17 protein-coding genes are annotated in these 23888 nt (G+C 57.2%); all 17 read left to right on the top strand.

Annotated elements, in window-relative coordinates; genetic code table 11:
* Window positions 1-99 precede the first annotated feature (99 nt).
* The 17 genes from hscA to ACUTQ5_RS17470 all read left to right on the top strand — a co-directional run bounded on the left by hscA (window position 100) and on the right by ACUTQ5_RS17470 (window position 23876).
* The gene (gene hscA / locus ACUTQ5_RS17550; RefSeq protein WP_445652283.1) at window positions 100-1950 is read left to right on the top strand and encodes a Fe-S protein assembly chaperone HscA; all 1851 of its coding nucleotides are present in this window, start codon (window positions 100-102) and stop codon (window positions 1948-1950) included.
* A gap of 2 nt (window positions 1951-1952) precedes the next feature.
* Window positions 1953-2288, top strand: a complete 336-nt coding sequence (fdx, locus tag ACUTQ5_RS17545) for an ISC system 2Fe-2S type ferredoxin (RefSeq protein ID WP_061808324.1) — start codon at window positions 1953-1955, stop codon at window positions 2286-2288.
* 13 nt (window positions 2289-2301) lie between these two features.
* Entirely contained in the window at window positions 2302-2502 is a 201-nt protein-coding gene (iscX, locus tag ACUTQ5_RS17540) for a Fe-S cluster assembly protein IscX (RefSeq protein ID WP_012146329.1), read from the top strand.
* Between the two features lie 210 nt (window positions 2503-2712).
* Window positions 2713-4008, top strand: coding sequence for an aminopeptidase PepB (pepB, locus tag ACUTQ5_RS17535; RefSeq protein ID WP_445652282.1), 1296 nt, complete (start codon window positions 2713-2715; stop codon window positions 4006-4008).
* A 289-nt stretch (window positions 4009-4297) separates the two neighbouring features.
* Window positions 4298-5128, top strand: a complete 831-nt coding sequence (gene sseB / locus ACUTQ5_RS17530) for an enhanced serine sensitivity protein SseB (protein ID WP_445652281.1) — start codon at window positions 4298-4300, stop codon at window positions 5126-5128.
* Between the two features lie 263 nt (window positions 5129-5391).
* Window positions 5392-10383: an alpha-2-macroglobulin family protein gene (locus tag ACUTQ5_RS17525; protein ID WP_445652280.1), complete on the top strand. Its 4992-nt coding sequence runs from the start codon at window positions 5392-5394 to the stop codon at window positions 10381-10383.
* Window positions 10384-10444: 61 nt separating this feature from the next.
* Complete coding sequence (gene pbpC / locus ACUTQ5_RS17520; RefSeq protein WP_445652279.1) at window positions 10445-12769, top strand: peptidoglycan glycosyltransferase PbpC; 2325 nt, start codon at window positions 10445-10447, stop codon at window positions 12767-12769.
* A gap of 181 nt (window positions 12770-12950) precedes the next feature.
* Complete coding sequence (gene ndk / locus ACUTQ5_RS17515; protein WP_012146321.1) at window positions 12951-13376, top strand: nucleoside-diphosphate kinase; 426 nt, start codon at window positions 12951-12953, stop codon at window positions 13374-13376.
* A gap of 298 nt (window positions 13377-13674) precedes the next feature.
* Window positions 13675-14871 (top strand): bifunctional tRNA (adenosine(37)-C2)-methyltransferase TrmG/ribosomal RNA large subunit methyltransferase RlmN, encoded by a 1197-nt coding sequence (locus ACUTQ5_RS17510; RefSeq protein ID WP_153859382.1) that lies wholly within the window; start codon window positions 13675-13677, stop codon window positions 14869-14871.
* An 87-nt stretch (window positions 14872-14958) separates the two neighbouring features.
* Window positions 14959-15708 (top strand): type IV pilus biogenesis/stability protein PilW, encoded by a 750-nt coding sequence (pilW, locus tag ACUTQ5_RS17505; RefSeq protein WP_445652360.1) that lies wholly within the window; start codon window positions 14959-14961, stop codon window positions 15706-15708.
* Window positions 15698-16669, top strand: a complete 972-nt coding sequence (rodZ, locus tag ACUTQ5_RS17500) for a cytoskeleton protein RodZ (protein WP_445652278.1) — start codon at window positions 15698-15700, stop codon at window positions 16667-16669. Before pilW ends, rodZ begins: the two co-directional genes overlap by 11 nt.
* A 48-nt stretch (window positions 16670-16717) precedes the next feature.
* Window positions 16718-17839, top strand: coding sequence for a flavodoxin-dependent (E)-4-hydroxy-3-methylbut-2-enyl-diphosphate synthase (ispG, locus tag ACUTQ5_RS17495; RefSeq protein WP_012146317.1), 1122 nt, complete (start codon window positions 16718-16720; stop codon window positions 17837-17839).
* A gap of 138 nt (window positions 17840-17977) precedes the next feature.
* A complete protein-coding gene (hisS, locus tag ACUTQ5_RS17490) occupies window positions 17978-19252 on the top strand; it encodes a histidine--tRNA ligase (protein WP_445652277.1) in 1275 nt (424 codons plus the stop codon).
* 13 nt (window positions 19253-19265) lie between these two features.
* The gene (locus ACUTQ5_RS17485) at window positions 19266-19886 is read left to right on the top strand and encodes a YfgM family protein (protein WP_174354939.1); all 621 of its coding nucleotides are present in this window, start codon (window positions 19266-19268) and stop codon (window positions 19884-19886) included.
* A gap of 11 nt (window positions 19887-19897) precedes the next feature.
* Complete coding sequence (bamB, locus tag ACUTQ5_RS17480; protein WP_445652276.1) at window positions 19898-21079, top strand: outer membrane protein assembly factor BamB; 1182 nt, start codon at window positions 19898-19900, stop codon at window positions 21077-21079.
* Window positions 21080-21333: 254 nt separating this feature from the next.
* Window positions 21334-22818: a ribosome biogenesis GTPase Der gene (der, locus tag ACUTQ5_RS17475; RefSeq protein WP_445652275.1), complete on the top strand. Its 1485-nt coding sequence runs from the start codon at window positions 21334-21336 to the stop codon at window positions 22816-22818.
* Between the two features lie 101 nt (window positions 22819-22919).
* Window positions 22920-23876 (top strand): AEC family transporter, encoded by a 957-nt coding sequence (locus ACUTQ5_RS17470; RefSeq protein WP_445652274.1) that lies wholly within the window; start codon window positions 22920-22922, stop codon window positions 23874-23876.
* The last annotated feature ends 12 nt before the right edge of the window (window positions 23877-23888 follow it).

Here is a 23888-nt window from a genome sequence, read left to right as displayed (position 1 = left end):
TGTGAGTCCCCAGGAGCATAGGCAACTATGCGACTGGTGCGAATAAATGCAGCCAACAAAGATGCAGCTTCAAGTATGAAGGATATGGGAAGCTTCAATATGGCCTTATTACAAATTAGTGAACCTGGCCTCAGCGCCGCGCCACACCAGCGCCGTCTGGCTGCCGGTATTGATTTAGGCACCACCAATTCTCTGGTCGCCACGGTGCGCAGCGGGCAGGCGGAAACGCTGGCCGATGCCGAAGGGCGCGATTTACTGCCCTCGGTAGTGCATTACCAGGCTGACACTTTGCGCGTTGGTTGGGATGCGCGCCAACAGGCAGCAGAGGATCCCGCCAATACCATAAGCTCAGTCAAACGCATGATGGGCCGCTCATTGGCCGACGTACTTGCGCGTTACCCGAACCTGCCGTATCAGTTTCAGGCCAGTGATAACGGCTTGCCGATGATCCTGACCGCTGCCGGTGCAGTTAACCCGGTAGGGGTTTCTGCCGATATCCTCAGAGCCCTTGCCGAGCGAGCGAAAACCGCGCTGGAAGGGGATCTGGACGGCGTAGTGATCACCGTTCCCGCCTATTTTGATGATGCACAACGTCAGGGCACCAAAGACGCTGCGCGTCTGTCCGGGTTGCATGTGCTGCGTCTGCTGAACGAACCGACGGCGGCGGCGATCGCCTATGGACTGGATTCCGGGCAGGAAGGCATTATCGCGGTGTATGACCTGGGCGGCGGTACCTTTGATATTTCCATTCTGCGGCTGAGCCGTGGGGTGTTTGAAGTGTTGGCCACCGGCGGGGATTCCGCGCTGGGGGGCGACGACTTTGATCATCTGCTGGCTGACTGGCTGCGTGAACAGGCCGGTGTGGCTGACCGTAGCGATCACGGTGTACAGCGCCAACTGCTGGATGCGGCTATTGCCGCCAAAATTGCACTGAGCGATGCCGACAGTACCGTCGTTGAGATTGCCGGCTGGCAGGGCGAAGTGACCCGTGCACAGTTTGATGCGCTGATCGCCACTCTGGTGAAACGTACCCTGATGGCCTGCCGCCGCGCGCTGAAAGACGCGGGCGTGAGTGCTGAAGAAGTGCTGGAAGTGGTCATGGTTGGCGGTTCCACCCGCGTGCCACTGGTACGTGAGCAGGTGGGCACGTTCTTTGGCCGCACGCCGCTAACTTCGATCGATCCGGATAAAGTGGTCGCTATTGGCGCTGCGATCCAGGCGGATATTTTGGTGGGCAACAAGCCTGACAGCGACATGCTGCTGCTGGATGTGATCCCACTTTCGCTGGGTCTGGAAACCATGGGCGGCCTGGTAGAGAAAGTGATCCCACGTAACACCACCATTCCGGTGGCGCGAGCGCAAGAGTTCACCACTTTTAAAGACGGCCAAAGCGCGATGATGATCCATGTGCTGCAGGGCGAACGCGAACTGGTGCAGGATTGCCGCTCGCTGGCGCGCTTCTCACTGCGCGGCTTACCGCCTCTGCCTGCTGGTGGCGCCCATATTCGCGTTACCTTCCAGGTGGATGCCGATGGCCTGTTGAGCGTCACCGCGATGGAGAAATCCACCGGCGTTGAGGCTTCAATTCAGGTTAAACCGTCGTATGGTCTGTCCGACGCCGAAATCGCCGGCATGATCAAAGATTCGATGGCCAATGCGCAGAGTGATGTTGGCGCGCGCATGCTGGCGGAGCAGCGGGTTGAGGCGTCGCGGGTGCTGGAAAGCCTGCAGGGCGCACTGGCCAGCGACGCCGCATTGCTGAGCGAAGCAGAAAGTACAGCAATCCCCGCAGCGGTAGAAGCTTTGCAACAGGCGGCGCAGGGCACCGATCCTACCGCTATTGAAGCCGCAATTAAAACATTAGATGCACAAACGCAAGACTTTGCCGCGCGCCGCATGGATGCTTCCATTCGCCGTGCGCTGGCTGGCCATTCTGTGGATGAGGTTTAATCATGCCTAAAATTGTTTTCCTGCCCCATCAAGATTTATGCCCGGAGGGGGCAGTACTGGAAGCCGAACAAGGGGAGTCAATCCTCAACGTTGCGCTGCGCAACGGTATCGACATTGAACATGCCTGTGAGAAATCCTGCGCCTGCACCACCTGTCACTGCATCGTGCGTGAAGGTTTCGACTCGCTTGAAGAGAGCAGCGAACTGGAAGACGACATGCTGGACAAGGCCTGGGGTCTGGAGCCGGAAAGCCGTCTGAGCTGTCAGGCACTGGTGGCTGACGAAGATTTGGTGGTTGAAATGCCGCGTTATACCGTCAACCACGCGCGTGAAGGGTAAGAGGACAGTAGAAATGGGATTGAAGTGGACCGACAGCCGTGAAATCGGCGAAGCTCTGTACGACCAATACCCGGATACCGATCCGAAAACCGTACGTTTTACCGACATGCATCAGTGGATTTGCGATCTGGAAGATTTTGACGACGATCCACAGGCTTCCAACGAAAAAATACTGGAAGCTGTTCTGCTGGTCTGGTTAGATGAAGCGGAGTAAATAGCGTAGCGGGCTGCCATAGGCTGGCCCATTTATACCCGTCATACTTCAAGCTGCATGTGCGTTGGCTGCACCCGCTCACCCCAGTCACTTACCTGAGTAAGCTCCTGGGGATTCTCTGATTTGCCGCCTTCCTGCAACTCGAATTATTTTGGGTATATTTTTGTATCCGACACGATTAATAAAAGAATAATCCGGAGTAAGAAGGCTATGACAACTGAATTTATGCTGGTAACGCTGTCGAACCAACCTGCTGACGCTCGCTGGGGCGAGAAAGCGCTACTGAGCACCGGTACAGAAGGGATGACCATCCACCTGACCGGCAAAGATAAACTGGGCAGCATTCAACGTGCGGCTCGTAAGATTGACGGCCAGGGCATCAAGAATGTCAAACTGGCCGGTGACGACTGGGATCTGGAAAACAGCTGGGCATTCTGGCAGGGCTTCCGTGGGCCGAAAGGTAAACGCAACGTCGAATGGGCACCATTGCCGGAAGCTGAAAGCAAAGAGCTGGAACAGCGCCTGAAGATTGTTGACTGGGTGCGTGACACCATCAACATGTCGGCGGAAGAGTTGGGGCCAGAGCAGTTGGCTACCCGTGCGGTTGATCTGATGTGTGGCATCGGTTGTGAAGCCGTCAGCTACCGTATTACCAAAGGTGAAGATCTGCGTGAGCAAAACTACGCCGGTATTCACACCGTGGGCCGTGGGTCAGATCGTTCACCGGTGTTGTTGGCACTGGATTTCAACCCGACCGGTAACCCGGAAGCGCCGGTATTTGCTTGCCTGGTGGGCAAGGGCATCACCTTTGACACCGGTGGCTACAGCCTGAAACAAAGCGCCTTTATGGACTCCATGAAGGCGGATATGGGGGGGGCAGCCACCATTACCGGCGCTCTGGCGCTGGCGGCAGCTCGTGGTCTGAAACAGCGTGTAAAACTGTACCTGTGCTGTGCCGACAACATGGTCAGTGGCAATGCTTTCAAACTGGGCGATATCATCCGTTACCGCAACGGCAAAACCGTTGAGGTGATGAATACCGATGCGGAAGGGCGTCTGGTATTGGCCGATGGCCTGATCGATGCGTCCGCGCAGAACCCTCAGTTGATCATCGACTGCGCCACCCTGACCGGTGCGGCGAAAACGGCTGTGGGTAACGACTACCATGCGCTGTTCAGCTTCGACGACGCTCTGGCGCAAGATCTGCTGGCCAGTGCGGCTGCGGAACAAGAGCCATTCTGGCGTCTGCCGCTGGCCGAATTCCATCGTAGCCAACTGCCCTCCAACTTTGCCGAATTGAACAACGTAGCCGGTCCGGCCTACACGGCGGGTGCCAGCACTGCGGCTGCTTTCCTGTCGCATTTTGTGACTAATTACCAGCAGGGCTGGCTGCACATCGACTGTTCCGCTACTTACCGCAAGGGTGCAGTAGAACAATGGTCAGCCGGTGCGACCGGTCTGGGTGTACGTGCTCTGGCCAACCTGCTGTTGAGCAAAGCCAAGTAATTGAATGCCCACCCCGGTGGGCGTTATACCCGTCATCTTTCAAGTTGCAGCGTTGTTACCTGCTTACAAGACCCATTCATGGGTCTTGCCCCTGCGGGGCCGCTGCAAACAGCGTTCAAATCTGTTCCCGACAGATTTGTCGCTCACCCCAGTTACTTAACTTTTGTAAGCGCCTGGGGATGAGCGAGCTGGGCGCCTAGCTGCAAAATGAAAGCTATAGGGTATAGAATGTCGTTTATCCCCGGGGCCCAGCGTGCTGGGCCCCGTTATTTGATTGCTGGAGTTTGTCATGAGTTCTCATCATCACGAAGCCGCCGCGGGCGAAAACGAACTTGAACGCCTGTTGAAACTGGCGGTGACGGAGCCGGCCCATCGTCCGGCATTCTTCCGTGAACTGCTTGAGGCTACGGTGTTGATCCTCGGTGACAGCGAACAGGTGCAACTCGGCGGTGACATCACGCTCAATGCCGATACACCGGTGAATATCCAGCATTGGGAAAAGCAGGATGGCGGCAGCATCATCCCGTTTTTCACCTCGGTGGAAGCGCTGCAAAAAGCCGTTGAGGATGAACAGCCCTTTATCGCCATGCCGGCACGAGTCTTATTCGAGATTACGCAGGGTGCGGATCTGTTCCTCAACCCGAAGGCCGAGTACGGCAAAGAGTTTTATCCTGAAGAGGTGGCTATGCTGCTGGCTACCGGGGGCGTAAGCAAACCGGCAGAACGCTATATCGACAAGGATACCCAGATCCTGTTGGGCCAACCGGAAGAATATCCGTCGGCGATGGTCGATGCCTTGACCACATTGTTCAGCCAGCGCAAGCCGGTCCGCCGCGCGTTTCTGGCGCTGATGCACGATCAGGCGGTCGACGAAAAACCCAATCTGCTGGTTGGGCTGGAAGTAGACGGCGAACAAGGCGATATCGAGGCGCTGATCAATGAAGCGGGCAGCGTGGCCAGCGAAACCGCGCCTAACGACGAACCGGTGGATTTTTGCCTGGTATCGGAAAAGGAACGTGGCGTCAGCCATTACCTGATCACCCATACCCAACCCTTCTACCAGCGCCGCTGGGGCAGTTGGTTGCGCAATATCATTCCTTCCACTGAAAAAACGCAGTAACCCTTCCCTTGCTACCGTGCGGCGCGCAGCCCGCCGGTAGCGCTCAGTTTTTTCTATCCTATTGTTTTAAAAATAAATAACGCTAATGGTAACAAGTAACGTTACGCAGTGTGATCGGCATAACAGTTCCTTGCATGGTGCTTCGTCATTAGGCCCGACACAGATTGAAATGTTTCACGGCCCGGGGAGCAGCGCTGCTATTATTCATCCATATCCGGATATTGCGCCGACGAGCCGCGCAAACGTTGCCAGGGAGTTAAACGATGAAACCATGCCGTTCAGGGGCATTTGCATCAGGCAAGAAGCTTTGTCAGGGGATCGCATTGGCGGGGGGCCTGCTGCTGCTGGCCGCCTGTGATGACGGCGGAAAAAAACCAACCGCAGCGCAGGCTGATGCACAGGCGAGTAGCGTCATGCAGATCAAGCGACCGGATGCCGCCGCGTTGGCGGCGTTGGCGAAACGCGACGCCGGTAAGCCGCTGACGCTGCTTGATGCCTCCGAACTGCAACTCGACGGTGCCAGTGCCATGGTGCTGACGTTTTCTTTGCCGCTGGATCCGAATCAGGATTTCGCTGCGCGAGCGCATCTGGTCGACAGCGTTAGCGGCAAAATCGACGGTGCCTGGGAGCTGTCCGATAACCTGATGGAACTGCGGCTGCGCCATCTGCAACCCAATCGCAAGCTGGTACTGACCCTCGAGAGCGGTCTGAAAGCGGTCAACGGTGCCGAACTGGGCAAACAGCAAGAACAGACTATCACCACCCGCGACATCAAACCGAGCGTCGGCTTTGCCGGCAAAGGTTCGCTGCTGCCGACCAAACTGGCGCAGGGGCTGCCGGTGATGGCGCTCAACGTCGATAACGTCGACGTTAACTTCTTCCGGGTGAAGGCCGATGCCTTACCGGCATTCCTGGCCAACTGGGAGTACCGCAATTCGCTTTCCAGTTGGGAGTCGGAAGAACTGCTGAAAATGGCCGATCTGGTCTACAGCGGCCGCTTCGATCTCAATCCGCAGCGCAATACTCGCGAACGCCTGCTATTGCCACTGAGTGGCATCGAAGCCTTGCAGCAGCCGGGTGTCTACCTGGCGGTGATGCAGCAGGCTGGGCATTACGGTTATACCAACCCGGCGACCCTGTTCACCCTCAGTGATATCGGCGTTTCGCTGCACAGCTATCACGGCCGTCTGGACGTGTTTACCCAGGCTCTGGATGGCGGCGCGGCATTGGGCGCGGTTGAACTGCGCCTGCTGGATGAAAAAGGTCAAACGCTGACCCAGGGCACCACCGATAAGCAAGGGCACGCCCAGTTGGTGAAAAGCGCTAAGGCGCGATTGTTACTGGCGACCCAACAGGGCCAGACCAGCATGATCGATCTGTCGACACCGGCGCTGGATTTGGCTGAGTTCGATATTGCCGGGCCGGAAGGCTACAGCAAGCAATTCTTCGCCTTCGGCCCGCGTGATCTTTACCGTCCAGGTGAAACGCTGATCGTTAACGGGCTACTGCGTGACGCCGACGGTAAACCACTGCCGGCCCAGCCGGTGAAGGTGGATATCGTCAAACCGGACGATCAGGTGGCGCGCAGCTTTGTCTGGCAGCCACAGGACGGCTTGTATCAATATCAGTATCAAATTCCTGAAGGCGGGCCGACTGGTAACTGGTCGCTACGTTTCAACCTGGGTGATAACCAGCCGCGGCTTTACAGCTTCAAGGTCGAGGATTTCCTGCCGGAACGCATGGCGCTCGATATTACCGCAGAGAAAACCCCGCTGCGCCCTGATGCGCAACTGGTGTTCGACGTCAGCGGCCGTTACCTCTATGGCGCACCGGCTTCGGGTAATCGTCTGCAGGGGCAGGTGTTCCTGCGACCGCAGCGTGAGGCGGTCAGCAGCCTGCCGGGCTATGAGTTTGGTTCGGTAATAGAAGAAAGCCTGTCGCGCAATATGGATGAATTCGATCAGGTGCTGGATAACGCCGGCAAGGCGCAGGTCGCGGTGGACAGCAGTTGGGCAGAGGTAAAATCACCGTTGAAAGCCATCTTGCAGGCCAGCCTGCTGGAGTCCGGTGGCCGCCCGGTGACGCGCCGCGCCGAACGGGCGATCTGGCCTGCCGATGCGCTGCCCGGCATTCGACCTTTGTTCAACAAACAACAGATTTATGATTATCGTAGCAATAGCGACCAGGCCCAACCGGTGGTGGATGAAAACACCCAGGCCGGGTTTGATATTGTTTACGCCAATGCCGCCGGTGAAAAACTGGCGGTCAGCGGACTGAAGGCCCGTCTGGTGCGTGAGCGCCGCGACTATTACTGGCAGTGGTCTGAAGGCGAAGGCTGGCAGTCGTTATACGACAAAAAAGATCTGCTACTGGCGGAACAGACTATCGACATCGCCGCCAACGGCAGCACCAAAGTCAGTTTCCCGGTGGAGTGGGGCGCGTATCGCATTGAGGTGGTAGATCCGCAGAGCAATCTGATCAGCAACCTGCGTTTCTGGGCCGGTTACAGCTGGCAGGACAACACTAATGGCAGCGGGGCGGTACGTCCGGACCAGGTGAAGCTGAAGCTGGACAAACCGGCCTACCGACCGGGTGAGAAAGTGAAACTGCATATCGAAGCCCCGGCCGCCGGTAAGGGCTACCTGCTGGTGGAATCCAGCGACGGTCCGCTATGGTGGCAGGAACTGGATGTGCCGGCCAAGGGCGTTGATGTTGAAGTGCCTATCAATCAGGAGTGGAAACGCCACGATCTGTACCTCAGCGCATTGGTGATCCGCCCGGGTGACAAGCAACAGCAGTCGACGCCGAAGCGGGCGGTAGGGCTGTTGCATCTGCCTCTGGTGGATGAAGGGCGAAAACTGGCGCTGCAATTGGACGCGCCGCAGCGTATGCGGCCGAACCAAATGCTGACGGTGAAAGTGAAGGCCGCCCACAGCAGCGGTAAACCGCCACAGCAAATCAACGTGCTGCTTTCCGCGGTTGACAGCGGCATCCTCAATATTACCAACTACGCAACGCCGGATCCGTATCAGGCCTTCTTTGGTCGCAAACGCTATAGTGCCGATCAGTACGATGTTTATGGTCAACTGATTGAAGGCAAGGGGCGTTTGGCAAATCTGCGCTACGGCGGCGACGGCGATGAGGAAGATGCGTTGTCACGCGGCGGTAAAAAGCCGATCACCGCGGTCACCATTGTTGCCCAGCAGGCGCAGCCGGTTAAGCTGGATGCCAACGGCGAAGGCGAAATTCAGATTGCCATTCCTGACTTCAACGGTGAATTACGGCTGATGGCGCAGGCATGGAGCGATGAAGACTTCGGCAAGGCGGAAGGCAAGACCGTTGTTGCCGCACCGGTGGTGGCAGAGCTGGCGACGCCGCGTTTCCTGGCCGGGGGCGATAGCACCCAATTGGCGCTGGATGTCAGCAATCTGTCGGGTCAGCCGCAGACATTAACCGTGAAACTGGCTTCCAGCGGGTTAGTGGCGCTGCAGGGGGCTGCCGAACAACAGGTCAGCCTGGCCAACGGCGAACGAACCACGCTGCAAATTCCGGCACAGGCACTGGCGGGCTTTGGTCAGGGTGAGGTCGCGCTGACCCTTAGCGGTTTGGTACTGCCGGGGGAAACCCTCAAGGACTATCAGCATAGCTGGAAGATTGGCGTAAGGCCGGCGTATCCGGCGCAAACCCGCCAGTTCGCCAGCGTGATCCACGCCGGTGAAAGCTGGGGTCTGCCGACAGATGCCGCTGCCGGGCTGGAACAGGCGACGACCGAAGGGCAACTGCTGTTGACCAGCCGTCCGCCAATCAACCTGGCGCGTTACATCAGCGAACTGTATGCCTATCCCTACGGCTGCCTGGAGCAGACCACCAGCGGGCTTTATCCGTCGCTGTATACCAACCGGGCGCAGCTCAGCGCACTCGGGATCAAATCCGGTAGTGATGAAAGCCGCCGCAACAGTATCGATGTAGGCATCGAGCACCTGCTCAGCATGCAGCGTTATAACGGCGGTTTTGGTCTGTGGAGTCGCGACAGCCAGGAAGAGTTCTGGCTGACGGCCTACGCGACCGACTTCCTGTTCCGTGCCAGTGAACAGAACTACAGCGTCCCGACCGATGCGCTGACGGCGGCCAACAATCGTCTGCAGCGCTATTTGCAGGACCGCAGCCAGATTGACGTTGCTTCCACCCAGTATCCGGACCATACCCGTTTTGCAGTGCAGGCCTATGCCGGCTTGGTATTGGCGCGTCAACAGCAGGCACCGCTCGGGGCATTGCGACAGCTGTTTGAGCGTCGCGGCGATGCTCGTTCGGGCTTGCCGCTGGTGCAGCTTGGCGTGGCGCTGAAGCTGATGGGTGATATGCCGCGTGCCAATCAGGCTATCGAGCAAGGGCTGGCGACGCAGCGCAATGCCAAGGATTACTGGCTGGAAGATTACGGCAGCCCGCTGCGTGATGACGCGATGATCCTGGCGCTGCTGACCGAAAATAACCTGCTGCCGGCCGAGCGCGACCAACGCTTGCTGACGCTATCTGAACGTCTCAGCGGTGAACGTTATCTGTCTACGCAGGAGAGCAATGCCCTGTTCCTGGCGGCGCGCAATCTGATTGGCAGTGCTGAAACGCCATGGCAGGCACAAACGGCGCAGGGCAAAACCCTGTCCGGTAGCCAGGCGCTGACGCAAAACCTGTCCGCTGAACAGTTGGCTTCCGGGCTACAGCTCACCAATACCGGCAAGGGTACGCTGTACAGCCGGGTCGATTTGGTCGGTTATCCGCAACAGGCGCCGCAACCGCAGAGCAACGTGTTGAATATCCGCCGTGAATTCCTGGGGCTGGATGGTAAATCCGTGGATCTGAGCCAGCTGAAAAGCGGTCAGTTGATCCTGGTGCATCTGGACGTCTGGGCCGATAATCAGGTGCCGGACGCACTGGTGGTGGATCTGTTGCCGGCCGGACTGGAACTGGAGAACCAGAATCTGGGGGACAGCAGCGCCAGCCTGGGCGAAAGCGCCAGCAGCGTGACCGAACTGCTGCAGGACATGCAGCAGGCCGACATCAAACATCAGGAGTTCCGGGACGATCGCTATGTGGCGGCGGTGAATATCGACGGCTACCGTCATACCACACTGCTGTATCTGGCACGGGCCGTGACGCCGGGCACTTATCTGGTTCCGGCACCGCAGGTTGAGTCGATGTATGTGCCTGCCTGGCGTGCGCTGGGCACGACACCAGCGCGGCTTGAAATTGCCAAATGATCCTCTTTGCCTCGTCCCGGTGGTTTAGCCGGTGGTGGGGCAAGGGAGTGATACCTTCCTGATGAATCGACTTCTTATGCATTTACGTCGCCGGGCAGCCATCTGGCTGCTGGCGATTTTGCTGCCGCCCGCTTTACTGTGGTTGGCGGATCGGCTGTGGCCGTTACCGCTGAAAGATGCCGAGATGGCGCGGGTGGTGGTAGCGGAAGACGGCACCCCACTGTGGCGCTATGCGGACAGTGACGGTGTATGGCGCTATCCGGTCAACCTGCAACAGGTCTCGCCCTATTATTTGCAGGCGCTGCTGACCTATGAGGACCGCTGGTTTTATCGACACCCCGGTATTAACCCGTTGTCGCTGGCCCGTGCCGCCTGGCAGGCTCTGCGCAACGGGCAGATCGTTTCCGGCGGCAGCACGCTTTCGATGCAGGTAGCGCGCCTGATTGATCCCCATCCACGCACGCTGGCCGGCAAGTTACGGCAGGTTTGGCGTACCGCCCAGTTGGAATGGCATCTGTCGAAGGAGCAAATCCTTGAAATCTACCTTAACCGGGCACCTTACGGCGGCACGCTACAGGGGATTGGCGCGGCTAGCTGGACTTATTTGGGCAAACCGCCTTCGACGCTGACGCGTGGCGAGGCGGCGTTGCTGGCAGTGTTGCCGCAGGCTCCCAGCCGTTTGCGGCCGGACCGCTATCCTGAACGGGCGCAGGCTGCGCGTGACAAGGTGCTGGAACGCCTGGCGTATTATCAGGTTTGGCCGGCGCAGCAGGTGGCCGAAATCCGTCAGGAAGCTTTGTGGTTGGCCCCGCGCCAGGTGCCGCAGTTGGCCCCGTTACTGGCGAGACGGATGACGCAGGGCAATCGTAGCCAGGTTGTGACCACCACGCTGGACGCCACCTTGCAACGGCGGTTGGAAGAACTGGCTCGCGGCTGGAAGAGCCAACTGCCGGAAAAAACCTCGGTTGGCGTATTGGTGGTTGATCACACCAATATGAAAGTACGCTCCTACCTCGGCTCGCTGGATTTGAACGATAACAGCCGTTTTGGCCATGTCGACATGGTGGCTGCCTGGCGTTCGCCTGGCTCGACGCTAAAACCCTTCTTGTATGGCCTGGCACTGGACGACGGTCTGATCCACGCCGAATCTCTGTTACAGGACGTACCACGCCGTTTTGGGGATTATCGGCCCGGTAATTTTGATACCGGTTTTCACGGCCCGGTCAGTGCCAGCGAAGCGTTGTCACGTTCGCTTAATTTACCGGCGGTACAACTACTGGAAGCCTACGGGCCGAAGCGCTTTGCCGCCAATCTCCGTAATGTGGGGGTTGAACTGCGGTTGCCGGCACACGCCGAACCGAGCCTGGCGCTGATCCTGGGCGGGGCCGGTGCCCGGTTGGATCAGTTGGTGGCCGGGTTTAGCGCGCTGGCTCGTCAGGGCCGGGTGTCACCGCTGCGCTTTACCCCTCAGCAAGGGACTTACGATCGTCAGTTAATGTCGCCGGGCGCCGCCTGGATTGTACGGCGAATACTGGCGGGAGAGGCTCGCCCGTTGCCGGATGAGGCGTTACCCGCCAGCGTGCCGCTGGCGTGGAAGACCGGCACCAGTTACGGCTACCGCGATGCCTGGGCCATCGGTGTTAACGCGCGCTATACGATAGGCATTTGGGTGGGGCGACCGGACGGTACCCCGGTGGCCGGGCAGTTCGGCTTCGCCACGGCGGTGCCCCTGCTCAATCAGGTCAATAATCTGCTGCTGACCTCTTTACGCCAGCGTGGCGAAGGGATCCCGGCCGATCCGCGCCCCGCCAGCGTCAGCCGTGCGGTGATCTGCTGGCCGGGCGGTCAGCCACTGCCGGCCGGGGACAGCAATTGCCGCCAACGACGTCTGAGCTGGACTCTCGACGGGACTCTCCCGCCGACGCTGCCCGCACCCGGTCAGGAAAGCGTGCTGGGCAGCCAGCCGCTAATCTGGTTGAACGCGCGTGGATTGCGGGTGGCGGCGGATTGCCCGGGGGCCACGCCGCGTCGGCTGGCACTGTGGCCTACGCCGCTGGAACCCTGGTTGCCTCCGGCTGAGCGTCGCGCGCAGCGCTTGTCGGCTATTGATCCGCAGTGCCCACCGTTGCAGCAGCAAGAAGTACCGCCGTTGTTAATGCTGGGCGTGCGTGACGGCGCGATACTGCGTCGCCTGCCGGGTAACAATACGCTGGATTTGCGGGTCAGCGCCCAGGGCGGCGGCGGACAGCGCTGGTGGTTCCTCAATGGCCAGTTGGTGGGGGAAGGGGAGTCGCTGCTGCAGACGCTGACCCAACCTGGTCGTTACCAGCTCAGCGTGCTCGATGAGAGTGGTCAGGTGGCATTGCGTGACTTCACCCTCGATTAAGGTAAGTTTTCATAACCTGTGCTCTGGGCCGCAAAGTGAAGAATAAAGATAATGATTTTTTAATGAAATGTTGATTTTCCCGTAGGCAAGCGTTGGCAGCGCACATATAATCTGCGCCACTTGAGAAGGCCGGCACCCTGTTTGCAGACCGGCCTGTTTTGGAAGTTATACAGAGGCCATCATGACCGTAGAACGTACCTTTTCCATCATTAAACCAAACGCTGTAGCTAACAACGATATCGGCGCAATCTATGCTCGCTTTGAGCGTGCCGGTTTCAAAATCATCGCATCCAAAATGCTGCGTCTGACTCGCGAACAAGCCGAAGGCTTCTACGCTGAGCACAAAGGCCGCCCATTCTTCGATGGCCTGGTTGAGTTCATGACCTCTGGCCCGATCGTGGTTCAGGTTCTGGAAGCAGAAAACGCAGTACAGCGTAACCGTGACATCATGGGCGCAACCAACCCGGACAACGCACTGGCCGGCACCCTGCGTGCTGACTACGCGGACAGCTTCACTGCCAACGCCGTACACGGTTCTGACGCAGTAGAATCTGCACAGCGCGAAATCGCGTATTTCTTTAATGAGAGCGAAATCTGCTCACGTTAATCTGCCCGTCGCCTTTCAAGTTGTAGGGGGCGATATATTCGCCCCGATTGGCACAGGTGCAGTATGCAGCACCGCTACTCGAATTTTTCATTCATCGGCTGAAACAATAAAAATGCCCTGAATGTCTTTCAGACGTGGAAAGCTGCTACTAAAATTTGTACAATGCCGCGCCCCTGATGAGGCTTCTTGTCAGGGGCGCGCTTTTAGCGCCGTCACCGCAATTGATGCGGGTTGAACGACGCACTTACTTTCCACTCTTTCGCGCCGTAACGTGTAACAACGAGGCCAGAGATCAATTATGTTAGAACCCATCACGTCCGAGCACATCGTGTCTGAAAATAATTCGCTGACTACTCAATCCGTTAACGCGGAACAACCGGCTGTGGCCAAAATTAACCTGCTGGATTTGAACCGTCAGCAATTGCGTGAGTTTTTCGCCAAAATGGGCGAGAAACCCTTCCGTGCCGATCAGGTCATGAAGTGGATGTACCACTATTGCTGCGATGACTTTGAGCAGATGACCGACATTAACAAGGTCCTGCGCAATAAATTGCAAAGCGTCGCCGAGATCCGTGCGCCAGAAGTGGCGGAAGAACAACGCTCAGCCGATGGCACCATTAAATGGGCGATCAAAGTGGGCGATCAGCAGGTCGAAACCGTGTATATCCCGGACGGCGACCGTGCGACTCTGTGTGTCTCCTCCCAGGTGGGTTGTGCCCTGGAATGCAAATTCTGTTCGACCGCTCAGCAAGGCTTTAACCGCAACCTGCGCGTGTCGGAAATCATTGGCCAGGTTTGGCGTGCGGCAAAAATTATCGGCGCGCTGAAAGTGACCGGCGAACGTCCGATCACCAACGTGGTGATGATGGGGATGGGGGAGCCGTTGCTCAACCTGAACAACGTGGTACCGGCAATGGAAATCATGCTGGACGACTTCGGCTTTGGCCTGTCCAAGCGCCGTGTGACCCTGTCTACCTCTGGCGTGGTGCCGGCACTGGACAAGTTGGGCGATATGATCGACGTTGCGTTGGCTATCTCCCTGCATGCGCCGAACGACAAGATCCGCGACGATATCGTGCCGATCAACCGTAAATACAATATCGAGACCTTCTTGGCGGCGGTACGTCGCTACCTGGAAAAATCCAATGCCAACCAGGGCCGGGTAACGGTTGAGTACGTGATGCTGGACCACATCAACGACAGCACCGACGACGCGCACCAGCTGGCAGAAGTCCTCAAGGATACGCCATGCAAGATCAACCTGATCCCATGGAACCCGTTCCCGGGGGCACCTTACGGCCGCAGCTCCAACAGCCGGGTGGATCGTTTTTCCAAAGTGTTGATGGAATACGGCTTTACGACTATTGTTCGTAAAACCCGTGGTGATGATATCGATGCCGCCTGCGGGCAACTGGCGGGTGAAGTGATCGACCGTACCAAGCGTACCCTGAAAAAGAAAATGGCCGGGGAACCTATATCAGTACGTGCGGTCTGAACCCTATAGCATGATTTTTTTGTTATCTTACAGTCTGTTATGTATTCAGGCGGCCAGATGACATCTGACAAGGAAATGAATGCAGGCATGAAGCTGACTCTGTGGGGAACGTTGCTGGCGGCCGGTTTACTGGCCGGCTGTTCTGGTTCAACGCCGGAAGAAAAAGACGCACAGTCGCAAGCGGGTCAGACGCGTTTGCAACTGGGTCTGGAATATCTCAAGCAGGGCGATTTACCCGCCGCGCGACAGAATCTGGAGAAAGCGGCAGATGCTGCCCCACAGGATTACCGTACCCAATTGGGCATGGCGCTTTATGAGCAGCGAATGGGCGAAAATAGCGCGGCCGAACAGCGCTATCAGCAAGCGCTCAAACTTGCGCCGAACAATGGCACCGTGCTGAATAATTACGGTGCGTTTCTTTGCAGTTTAGGGCAGTATGTACCGGCACAACAGCAGTTTAGCGCTGCGGCAGTAGCACCGGATTACGGTCAGGTTGCCGACAGCCTGGAAAACGCAGGTTACTGTTTTCTCAAGGCCGGTCAGAACGATGAAGCACGTACCTTGTTAATGCGTGCGATGAAGATCGATCCGGACAAAGGCACTCCACTTTTGGTGGAGGCAGAAAAGCAATTTGGAGAAGGGAATCGCGCACAGTCGCAACTTTTACTCGATAGTTATCAGCATGTTCTGCCGGCTAGCGCCGACAGCTTATGGTTACAGATTCGTTTCGCCGCGTTAGCCGGGCGCCAGGATAGCGTGCAACGCTATGGCAAGCAGTTATCGCGAAGTTTTCCACAATCCAAACAGTACCAGCAGTTCTTAGCTAATGAATACTGAAGCCTCCCAAGATAAAACTGTATCAATGACGACAGGCGAACGTCTGCGTCAGGCCCGTGAACAACTCGGGTTGAGTCAACAGGCCGTTGCAGAACGCCTGTGCCTCAAAATGTCTACCGTGCGCGATATCGAAGAAGACAATCTGTCCGCAGATTTGGCTTCAACCTTCGTGCGGGGTTATATCCGTTCCTATGCCAAGCTGGTGCGTTTGCCAGAGGATGAACTGCTGCCGATGCTGGCCAAGCAGGCTCCGCTGAAGGTGGCGAAAGTTGCCCCAATGCAGAGTTTCTCATTGGGCAAGCGCCGCAAAAAACGCGACGGCTGGTTAATGAGCTTCACCTGGCTGATCGTTTTCGTGGTGGTTGGCCTGACCGGTGCCTGGTGGTGGCAAAACCACAAGGCCCAGCAGGAAGAGATCGTCACCATGGCCGATCAATCCTCTGCGCAGCTTTCACAAAACAATGAAGGCCAGTCAGTGCCGTTGACCGACAGCAATGCCGACAACAGTGCGCCTCTGGCTGACAATGGTTCCACGCCGGTAGATACCGGCGTTGCTCCACAGCAACCTCAGACTCCGGCCGTTAGCGACAGTACAACTGCGCAGCAGCCGGCGGTGGTTTCACCAAGCCAGACGACGCTGCCTGAGACAACGCCCGCGGCTCCAACTGCGCCTTTGCCAACTGCCGACGCGGGCGTGACTGCCCCGGCTGTTGATCCCAACGCGCTGGTTATGGAGTTCTCCGCCGATTGTTGGTTGCAGGTGAGTGATGCCAACGGTAAAACGTTGTACAGCGGCAGCCAGAAAAGCGGCGGCAAGCTGAGCCTGACGGGTACCGCGCCGTACAAACTGACCATCGGCGCACCGGCCGCAGTACAGATTCAATATCAAGGTAAGCCGGTTGATTTAAGCCGGTTTGTTAAGTCAAACCGTGTTGCTCGTCTGACCGTTGCCGCGCAGTAATTGCGCGGCCATTGTCGTTGAGTCAGGGCAACAATGGAGAGTTAAGTAATGCATAACCAATCGCCCATCATCCGTCGAAAATCAACGCGAATTTACGTCGGCAATGTGCCTATTGGTGATGGTGCGCCGATTGCCGTGCAGTCGATGACTAACACCCGTACCACTGATGTTGAAGCAACGGTTAATCAGATCAAAGCACTGGAGCGTGTGGGCGTTGATATCGTCCGCGTTTCAGTTCCCACCATGGATGCCGCCGAGGCGTTCAAACTGATCAAGCAGCAGGTTAACGTGCCGCTGGTCGCCGATATCCACTTCGATTACCGTATCGCGCTGCAGGTTGCCGAGTATGGCGTAGACTGCCTGCGCATCAACCCGGGCAATATCGGTAACGAGTCGCGTATCCGTTCGGTCGTAGACTGCGCGCGGGATAAAAACATCCCAATCCGTATCGGGGTTAATGGTGGTTCGCTGGAAAAAGACATCCAGGAAAAATACGGCGAACCTACGCCGGAAGCGCTGCTCGAATCTGCCATGCGCCACGTTGATATCCTTGATCGTCTCAACTTCGACCAGTTCAAAGTGAGCGTCAAGGCATCCGATGTGTTCCTGGCGGTGCAATCCTATCGTCTGTTGGCTGCGCGTATCGATCAGCCGTTGCACCTGGGCATCACTGAAGCCGGTGGCGCACGCAGTGGCTCAGTGAAGTCGGCGATTGGTTTGGGGTTGCTGCTGTCGGAAGGCATTGGCGATACCCTGCGCATCTCATTGGCAGCCGATCCGGTGGAAGAGGTCAAGGTCGGTTTCGACATTCTGAAATCACTGCGCATCCGCGCCCGAGGCATTAACTTTATCGCGTGCCCGACCTGTTCACGTCAGGAGTTTGACGTTATCGGCACGGTCAACGCGTTGGAGCAGCGTCTGGAAGACATCATCACGCCGATGGACATTTCAATTATCGGCTGTGTAGTCAATGGCCCGGGCGAAGCGCTGGTTTCCACGCTGGGCGTGACCGGTGGCCATAAAAAGAGCGGTTTCTACGAAGATGGCGTGCGCCAGAAAGAACGTTTCGACAACGAGCAGATGATTGACCAACTGGAAGCCAAAATTCGCGCCAAGGCGTCGATGATGGATGAAAGCAATCGCATCGCGGTCAACCTGCTGGAAAAATAAGCATTACACCGATACGGCGGGCTTTTTAGCCCGCTTGTTTATGAACCCGGGAGCAGAACTCGGTATTCGCGTTGAATACGGAGCGGCAAAGTCCCTATAATCGGGTTCATTTTTATAGACAACGGACAGAGAACTCACGTGGCAAAGAACATTCAAGCCATTCGCGGCATGAACGACTACCTGCCGGAAGAAACGGCATTATGGCAGCGTATTGAAGGCATCCTCAAGCAGGTGCTTAGCGGCTACGGTTACAGCGAAATCCGCTTGCCGATTGTAGAGCAGACCCCGTTATTCAAACGCGCGATCGGCGAAGTGACCGACGTCGTGGAAAAAGAGATGTATACCTTCGACGATCGCAACGGCGAAAGCCTGACGCTGCGTCCGGAAGGCACGGCTGGTTGCGTTCGCGCCGGCATCGAACATGGTCTGCTGTACAATCAGGAGCAGCGTCTGTGGTACGTCGGTCCGATGTTCCGCTACGAGCGTCCGCAAAAAGGCCGCTATCGCCAGTTCCATCAACTGGGGGCTGAAGTATTTGGCCTGCAGGGCCCGGATATCGACGCTGAGCTGATCCTGCTGAGCGCCCGCTGGTGGAAAGCGCTGGGGATCTCCGAGCACGTCAAGCTGGAGCTGAATTCCATCGGTTCACTGGAAGCGCGCGCCAACTACCGCGATGCTCTGGTGGCATTCCTGGAACAGCATCAAGAGAAGCTGGACGAAGATTGCAAACGCCGTATGTACAGCAATCCGCTGCGCGTACTGGACTCCAAAAACCCGGAAGTGCAGGCGCTGTTGAACGACGCGCCTCGGCTGTCCGAGCATCTGGATGAAGATTCCAAAGCCCACTTCGAAGGTCTGTGTGAACTTTTGGCGCAGGCAGGCATCCCATATACCATCAATGAACGCCTGGTGCGCGGTCTGGACTACTACAACCGCACGGTATTCGAATGGGTAACCACCAGTCTGGGCGCTCAGGGTACGGTGTGTGCCGGTGGTCGTTATGACGGTCTGGTAGAGCAATTGGGCGGGCGTGCAACGCCGGCGGTCGGTTTCGCCATGGGCCTGGAGCGTCTGGTGCTGCTGGTTCAGGCGGTTAACCCGGAATTCAAGGCTGCGGCGACCATTGACGTGTATGTGATCTCCTCCGGTGCTGGTACTCAGAGTGCAGCAATGCAGCTGGCGGAGCGCGTGCGTGATGCAGCGCCGCAGCTCAAACTGATGACCAACTACGGCGGTGGTAACTTTAAGAAGCAGATCACCCGTGCGGATAAGTGGGGCGCGCGCGTCGCCTTGATCCTGGGTGAGAACGAAGTCGCAGCCCAGCAGGTGGTGGTTAAGGACCTGCGCAGTGGTGAACAAGAAACGCTGGCGCAAAGCGAAGTCGCAGTGCGCCTGGCTCTGATGTTAGGTTAAGGAGAAGGACACCGTGGAAGTCTATACCACTGAAAACGAACAAGTCGACGCCGTGCGTCGGTTCTTTGCCGAAAATGGCAAAGCGCTGGCAGTGGGCGTGGTGCTCGGAATTGGTGCCCTGGTCGGCTGGCGTTACTGGCAGAGCCACGAAAACTCCAACATGATGGCTGCGTCCCAATCTTATCAGGAAGCCAGCGATCGTCTGGCTGTCGGTAAGCCGGATGATGTCGCTGCCGCGGAGAAGTTTGCCCAGGCCAACAGCAACAGCTACGGCGTGCTGGCCTCTCTGGAGCTGGCGAAGCATTTTGTTGAGCAGAATGAGTTTGCCAAGGCAGATCAACAATTGGTGCTGGCTCAGGGCCAGACCAAAGACGAAAACATGCTTTCGATGATTAACCTGCGTCTGGCGCGTGTCCAGTTGCAGGAGAAAAAACTGGATGACGCGCTGAAAACGCTGGATGGCGTGAAAGGCGAAGGCTGGGCGGCGATGGCGCAGGATACGCGCGGCGACGTGTTGTTGGCTAAAGGTGACACCAAAGGTGCACGCGAAGCTTACAGTAAAGGCATTGAGTCTAACGCTTCTCAGGCGCTGCAGGTTCTGCTGCGCATGAAATTGAATAACTTGTCCAGCTAAGGGGAATTCCCATGCAATTGCGTAAAACACTCTTGGTCGGACTGGTTTCCGTTGCCTTGCTGAGTGGTTGCTCGCTGTTTAACAGTGAAGAAGACGTGGTTACTATGTCGCCGCTGCCGAAAGTTGAAAATCAGTTCACGCCTAACAAGGCGTGGAGAACCTCGGTCGGCGACGGTGTTGGTGAGTTCTATTCTCACCTGCGTCCTGCTTTCCAGGACAACACTATTTACGCCGCCGATCGTCATGGCATCGTGAAAGCACTGGATGCCGATAACGGTAACGAAAAGTGGAAGGTTGATCTCTCTGAGAAAACCGGCTTCCTGTCCAGCAACCTGCCGGCACTGCTGTCGGGCGGTATGGCGGTCGCGGGCGACAAGGCTTATGTCGGCAGTGAGAAAGCCGTGGTTTACGCGCTCAATACCTCAGACGGTACCGTAGCCTGGCAGACCAAGGTGGCCGGCGAAGCGATTTCACGTCCGGTGATCAGCGACGGTATGGTACTGATCCACACCTCCAACGGCCTGCTGCAGGCGCTGAACGAATCTGACGGCGCGGTGAAGTGGACGGTTAACCTGGACATGCCTTCACTGTCGTTGCGCGGTGAATCCGCGCCAGCCGTTGCCTTTGGCGCAGCCATTGTTGGCGGTGATAACGGTCGCGTAAATGCCGTGCTGATGCAGCAAGGTCAGTTGATTTGGCAGCAACGTATTTCACAGCCGAGCGGCGCGACCGAAATCGATCGTTTGAACGATGTCGACACTACGCCGGTGATTGTTGAGGGCGTTGTCTACGCATTAGGTTACAATGGCAACCTGACGGCGTTGGATCTGCGTTCTGGCCAGATCATGTGGAAGCGTGAACTGGGCTCGGTGAACGATTTTATCGTTGATGCAGGCCGCATCTACCTTATCGATCAGAACGATCGCGTGGTGGCGTTGAGCACTGAAGGTGGCGTGACCGTATGGACGCAGAGCGATTTGCTGCACCGCAACCTGACTCCGCCGGTAATGTACAATGGTTTCCTGGTGACCGGTGACTCTGAAGGTTACCTGCACTGGATTAACACCACGGACGGCCGTTTTGTTGCTCAGCAGGAAGTGGATAGCTCCGGTTTCCTGTCTGCGCCGGTGGTAGCTGGCGATAAGCTGGTTATTCAGGCCCGAGGCGGAAAAGTTTACGCTTTCACCCGCTAACGCCGATCGTCGTAACCCTTCTTGCACCCGAATGATTTCGGGTTGCAGCCAGGCGGCAAGCGCATGAGTCCTCGGGAGCTTAGTGAGCTAAGTGACCGGGGCGAAGGTGCGCAGACAACGCCGCTGTGGCGCGAAAGATGAAGGGGAAAACGGCTCCTGAATGTTCAGGGGCCGTTTCGTATTTTATAAGCTGCACTTCTGGTGTCTATCCATAGTGTAGTAACGCATTGATTATTAAGTAATGAGGCTTCACAATGATACCTGTCGTCGCGCTAGTAGGGCGCCCGAATGTGGGTAAATCCACCTTGTTTAACCGTTTAACCCATACGCGCGATGCGCTGGTGGCGGATTTCCCCGGGCTAACGCGAGACCGCAAGTATGGTCGTGCTGAGGTTGAGGGTAATGAATTTATTATCGTCGATACCGGGGGCATTGACGGCACCGAAGATGGCGTTGAAACACGCATGGCCGGTCAGTCGCTGCTGGCGATCGAAGAAGCAGACATCGTGCTGTTTATGGTTGATGCTCGCGCCGGTCTGATGCCGGCTGATCTGGGCATTGCCCAGCATCTGCGCAACCGTCAGAAATCCACCTTCCTGGTCGCCAACAAAACCGACGGTATGGATCCAGACATGGCCGCCGCCGATTTCTATTCGCTGGGTCTGGGCGACGTGCATCCGATCGCGGCTTCCCACGGTCGTGGCGTAGCGCAGTTGATCGAGCACGTACTGGTGCCGTTTGTCGGTGAAAAGCCGGAAGAAGTCGAGCTGACCGAAGAAGAGGCTAACGCCGCTTATTGGGCCGAGCAAGAAGGTGAAACCCTCGAAGGCGCAGAAGAAGAACCGGAAGACGACTTCAACCCGCAGGATCTGCCAATCAAGCTGGCTATCGTGGGTCGTCCTAACGTAGGTAAGTCCACACTGACTAACCGCATCCTCGGCGAAGATCGTGTCGTGGTCTACGACATGCCAGGCACGACCCGTGACAGCATCTATATCCCGATGGTCCGCGACGAACGCGAATACGTGCTGATCGACACCGCCGGGGTACGTAAGCGCGGCAAGGTGACGGAAACCGTAGAGAAGTTCTCGGTAATCAAAACACTGCAGGCGATCGAAGACGCCAACGTGGTGTTGCTGGTGGTGGATGCACGCGAAGGCATTTCCGATCAGGATCTCTCGCTGCTCGGCTTTATCCTCAATAGTGGGCGCTCACTGGTGATTGTGGTCAACAAGTGGGACGGCATGAGCGAGGAAGATCGCGATCACGTGAAAGAGATGCTCGATCTGCGTCTGGGCTTTGTCGATTTCGCCCGCATTCACTTTATCTCAGCCCTGCATGGCAGCGGCGTTGGCAACTTATTCGTTTCGGTACTGGAAGCTTACGAGTGTGCGACCCGCCGCGTGAACACCTCAATGCTGACCAAAATCATGCAGATGGCTGCCGACGATCACCAACCGCCGTTGGTACGTGGCCGCCGCGTGAAGCTGAAATATGCGCACGCCGGTGGGTATAACCCGCCGATTGTGGTGATCCACGGCAACCAGGTGACCGATCTGTCCGATTCGTACAAACGCTACCTGATGAACTACTTCCGCCGTTCTCTGAAGGTGATGGGGACGCCAATCCGTATCCAGTTCAAAGAGGGTGAGAACCCGTTCGCCGGCAAGCGCAACCTGCTGACGCCGAACCAGATGCGCAAGCGTAAACGTCTGATGAGCCACCTGAAAAAAGGCTAATAATCAGTATTAGGGGCGCGGTATCACTACCGCGCCCTTTTTTATTGGGTCGAAATCGTTTTATTATCTGACTCTTACCGCCGTTAGCCTGAAGGAACATCATGTCCTGGGAAACCTGGAGTTTTGCATTCAACGTCACCGTACCCAATCTGTTAATGATGTTGCTGGGCATATTGCTGCGCCACTGGCGCTTGATGGACGACCGTTTTATTGACGGCGCCACCAAACTGGTGTTTAACCTGGCGCTGCCCTGTCTGTTGTTCTTCAGCATCGCTACCAACCACCCACAGCTGTTGGGCAACCTGCCGCTGGTGATATTCGGCGCTATCGGTACTCTCGTCACCTTCTTGTTGCTGGAAGTGGCTGCCGTCTGGCTGGTTAAAGAGCCACGTGAGCGCGGTGTCTTTGTGCAGGGGGGCTTTCGTGCTAATACCGCCATTGTCGGCCTGGCCTATGCCATGACCGCTTACGGTAGTGAGGGCGTGGCGTTAGGATCGTTGTACCTGACGGTGACGGTGATCCTGTTTAACATACTGTCAGTGATTACCCTCACGCGCAGCCTGCAAGGCGGGCGGGGCAAGCGGATCAGCCGCCTGTCGCTGTTGCGCAGTATCGTCACCAATCCGCTGATTATCGGCCTGGTGTGCGGGCTGGCTTATGCGCAGACCGGTCTGGGGATACCTCAGGTAATTCGGCAGACCGGCAGCTATATCTCGGCACTGTCGTTGCCGCTGGCATTGCTTTGCACCGGGGCAAGCTTGGATCTGCGCGCCATGTTTCGTTCGTCTAACGTGGCGGCGCTGTCCTCTTCGGCCAAGTTGTTTGTCGTGCCAGTGATAATGACGCTGAGTGGCTGGCTGTGCGGTTTTCACGGCGCGGCGCTGGGGATTATCTTCCTGTTCTCGGCTACGCCTACGGCTTCTGGCAGCTATGTGATGACTCGTGCGATGGGGGGCAATGCCACGCTGGCGGCGAATATTATTGCCATCACCACCGTCGGCTCGTTTTTCACTACCGCATTGGGCATCTATTTCTTACGCTCATGGGGCGTGATTTAACCAGGGAGTGAC

The organism is Serratia sp. NA_112.1 (assembly GCF_052691715.1).
Note: the sequence above shows the minus strand (reverse complement) of the source record. Positions and strands in the feature narration are given on the sequence as shown.